General features: G+C 67.4%; 3 protein-coding genes and 1 pseudogene. 1 reads left to right on the plus strand and 3 read right to left on the minus strand.

From position 1 onward, the window contains the following. From GA0115259_RS36220 to GA0115259_RS36230, 3 genes are all read right to left on the minus strand, one after another. A partial coding sequence (locus GA0115259_RS36220; RefSeq protein ID WP_370749301.1) for a 2-oxoacid:acceptor oxidoreductase family protein occupies positions 1-984 on the minus strand: 984 nt, incomplete at its 3' end. Between the two features lie 112 nt (positions 985-1096). Further along, positions 1097-1705, minus strand: coding sequence for a response regulator transcription factor (locus GA0115259_RS36225; RefSeq protein WP_256098296.1), 609 nt, complete (start codon positions 1703-1705; stop codon positions 1097-1099). Positions 1706-1792: 87 nt separating this feature from the next. Beyond that, the gene (locus tag GA0115259_RS36230; RefSeq protein ID WP_256098297.1) at positions 1793-3001 is read right to left on the minus strand and encodes a sensor histidine kinase; all 1209 of its coding nucleotides are present in this window, start codon (positions 2999-3001) and stop codon (positions 1793-1795) included. 605 nt (positions 3002-3606) lie between these two features. Between GA0115259_RS36230 and GA0115259_RS36235 the strand changes: the two are divergent. Beyond that, positions 3607-3976, plus strand: a pseudogene (locus GA0115259_RS36235) (hypothetical protein); the annotation flags it as partial.

Below are 3976 nucleotides of genomic sequence, written 5' to 3' on the forward strand. Positions count from 1 at the left end.
GCCGAGGGAGCCGCCGAAGGAGGCACCGAGCGCGGCACCGATGGCGGCGATCTCGTCCTCCGCCTGGAACGTGCGCACCCCGAAATTCTTGTGCTTCGACAGCTCGTGCAGGATGTCGGAGGCCGGAGTGATCGGATACGAGCCCAGATACAGGGGCAGGTCCGCCTGCCGGGACGCGGCGACCAGCCCGTACGACAGGGCCAGATTCCCCGAGATATTGCGGTAGGTGCCGGTCGGGAACGCCTTCGACGCCGGCTCCACCTCATAGCTGACCGCGAAGTCCTCGGTCGTCTCACCGAAGTTCCAGCCCGCCCGGAACGCCGCGATGTTCGCCGCCGCGATGTCCGGCTTCTTCGCGAACTTCGCCGTCAGGAACTTCTCCGTACCCTCCGTCGGACGGTGGTACAGCCACGACAGCAGCCCCAGCGCGAACATGTTTTTGCTGCGGCCCGCGTCCTTGCGGGAGAGGCCGAACTCCTTGAGCGCCTCCACCGTCAACGTCGTCAGCGGCACCGGATGGACGCTGTAGCCGTCCAGCGAGCGGTCCTCCAGCGGCGAGGAGTTGTACCCCGCCTTCTGCATCGCGCGCTTGGTGAACTCGTCCGTGTTCACGATGATCTCCGCGCCGCGCGGCACATCGGCGATATTCGCCTTCAGCGCGGCCGGGTTCATCGCGACGAGTACGTCCGGCGCGTCTCCGGGGGTGAGGATGTCGTGGTCGGCGAAGTGCAACTGGAACGACGACACACCCGGCAATGTCCCGGCGGGTGCCCGGATCTCGGCCGGGAAGTCCGGCAGCGTCGACAGATCATTGCCGAAGGACGCCGTCTGCGAAGTGAAACGGTCACCGGTGAGCTGCATACCGTCACCCGAGTCCCCCGCGAAGCGGATGATCACCCGGTCCCGACGACGGACCTCATGAGTCGGACGAGCCGTCCCGTCCGTACCCCTGGGGGCGCTCGTATCTGTCGTGTCAACGGCCACCGGCCGCTCCTTCCCGTCGACGCAGCAGGCTGCCTGCCGCCGCACGGTATTGAGCGACCCTTGTGACCGGCCAAAGCCGGACGACGAGTCCGGCCGCGACCGGCGGATCCCGTCACGGCAGCCAGTCGGCCTCCCTGGCGATACGGATCGCGTCGACCCGGTTACGCGCGTTGAGTTTGGTGACGACGGTGGTCAGGTAGTTGCGTACGGTGCCCGTCGACAGCCGCAGCATGGAGGCGATCTCGCGGGCCTCCGCGCCTTCCGCCGCGAGCCGCAGTACCTGGGTCTCCCGGTCGGTGAGGGGGCTCTCGGACTCTCCCCAGGCGGCCAGCGCCAGGTCCGGGTCGACGGCCCGGTGTCCTGCGGCCACTCGCCTTACAGCGGCGGCGAGTTCGGCGGAGGGGGCGTCCTTGAGGAGATAGCCGGAGACCCGGGCCTCAAGGGCCCGGCGCAGGGTGCCGGGGCGGCCGAGGCTGGTGAGGATGAGGGCGCGGCACTGGGGGAGTCGCTCGCGCAGCTCGGTCGCGGCCGACAGACCGTCGGCGCCGGGCAGATCGATGTCTATGATCGCGACTTCGGGCCGGTGCTTGAGTGCCATGTCGACTATCTCGTCCCCGCGTTCGACCTCACACACCACTTCGAGATCGTCTTGGAGATTCAGCAGAGCGACCAGGGCGCCGCGGACCATGTTCATGTCCTCGGCGATCAGTATCCGTATCACTGTGCTCCCGTCTGCGGTCCGTGAGGGGCGGGATCGTGGTGAGGTTATGCGGGGTCCGGTCCGTACTGATGTCATAGCAGTACGCGGTCATTCGGCTGATCCTTTGCGCGAGAATTTCATCTCCCTGAGTTCCGCAGATGTTTCCGGCAGTTTCACGGATGTTTCGGATGGTTTTCTCATGGGTGCTTCTGCGAGAAGGCGGAATGTGCCGTCTTTCCCGTGACCGGATTCGAGACTTCCGCCTATTGCGGTCATGCGTGTGTGGAGGTTTCCGAGTCCGTTGCCGCTGTGGGGTTCGGGGTTCTCGTAGCCGGGGTCGACGCCGTCGTTCTCGATCACGAGGCGGACCAGGCCGTCGTGTTGGACGGCTTCGATGCGGCAGTACGTGGCGTTGCTGTGGCGCAGGAGGTTGGTGACGGCTTCGCGCAGCGTGGTGGCGAGCGCGTTCTCGACATGCGGCGAGAGCGTGCCGAGTTCGACCTGTACCCGTACGTCGATGTCGCCCGCGTCGAGCATGGTCTGCGCGGTCCTGATCTCCTGCTGGAGCGACATGGCGCGGTATCCGCTGGCGGCCTTGCGGACATCGGCGAGGGACTGACCGGCGATGGTCAGGACCTCTTTGACCTCCTTCATGGCGCGCTGGGGGTGGGTGGGGATGAGGCGATGGACGAGTTCGCTTTTGAGGATGATGGCGGAGAGGCTGAAGCCGAGCAGGTCGTGCAGGTCACGGGCGAAGCGGAGTCGCTCTCCGGTGACGGCCTGGCGGGCGAGTTCACCGCGGGTGGTGTGGAGGTGGGTGACCAGCTCCGTCAGCCGGGTCAGTCCGTAGAGGACGAGTCCCGCGAGGAGTGTGGTGTGGGAGAAGGGGACGCTGTCGATGAGCGTTCGGCCGTCGAGGAGCGCGGGGACGAGCATGCTGAGGCCCACGACGGCGTAGAGCGGCCAGGCCGCGCGGGGTGGCAGAAGGAGCAGGAAGGAGCCGGCCAGGTAACCGGCCATGTTCTCCCAGTAGGCCTGGAAGACGAGGACGGGGAGGTAGGTCAGGAGCGCCTGGAGGGTGAGGGTCAGGCATCTTCGGGGCAGCGGCGCCTGATGGTGGCCCGGTGTGGAGTGGACGACTTGCAGGGCGAGGATCAGCAGCAGGAGGAACAGACCGGTCGCCTCGGCCGTCGGGGACATGCCGGAACTCAGGATGCCGATGGTGGTGAGCAGCGCGTAACCGAGCAGGGCGGTGAGGACGAGGGCGCGCAGGGGCCGGGAGACGGGAAGGTCATTGCTGGGGCCGGGCGGGGCCACCGCCCCCGGTCTGCCGCCCCGCGACTCGTCCGCACTGCCGGAACGGTCGTGACTGTCCATAATCTGCACGGGTCCCCCGCAACCATGTGCGTCATCCTGCGGGGATGGTAGGTCAAGCCAGTAAAGGCTGTACAGCGATCAGGGTCTCGCGGGTGCAAATCTGCCAAGTCAATTGACTCCTGGGCGGCCCGGTCGGCAAAGAGGTGATAAGGACTCACCTTTTTACGCTGTCCTACGAGGATGCCGAAAATCTGGACCGGGTCCAAGTCCAACTTCGTCCGGAATTACCGGATACGGAAACGAGTACGGACACTTCGGCCACCGGGATATCGACGCCGGTTCCGATCCGGCAGGCGGACCCGGTTCGGTGCCCGCGGGTGGTGCCGGTCACACCGCCGCCGCGACAACCGCGCCGCGACACCGGAACGCCCGCGCGAGGACGGACACCTGGCCACCGTACCGGCCGTCGACGGGAAGGCCACCCGGAGCCCCCTCGGGGGTCGCTCCCCGCCCGCTCTGCACAAGCGGCTCTTTAGAGGCCCCTCGCAGGATTCGGGCGAACAGTATGCGTCGGCCTCGGGCCGGCAGTCCCGGAGAGGTCAGCGATGCGCGTTCTTTTCACCATCTTTCCGACATCGGCACATCTCTATCCGGCCATCCCGCTGGCATGGGCGCTCCAGAGTGCCGGTCACGAGGTCGTGGTGGCGAGCCCCGAGGGGGTGGTCGACCCCAAGGTGATCGCGAACATCACCTCGGCCGGCCTCACCGCGGTGTCGCTGGGCGGCAAGGAGGAACTCACCGCCTCACTGGCGCCCCTCATCGCCGGCGCGGGCCCCAACCGGCCCACCCTGGCGCTCGACCCCGAGGACGACAACGCCTGGCGCACCACCCGGGCCGTCCTCGCGGGCATGTTCCACGCGTACTACCCGCCGGCGCCGCCCGCCGGCGGGCCGCGGCCGATCCTCGACAAGCTGG

The sequence above is a fragment of the Streptomyces sp. MnatMP-M17 genome (genome assembly GCF_900091995.1).
Taxonomy (GTDB): Bacteria; Actinomycetota; Actinomycetes; order Streptomycetales; family Streptomycetaceae; genus Streptomyces.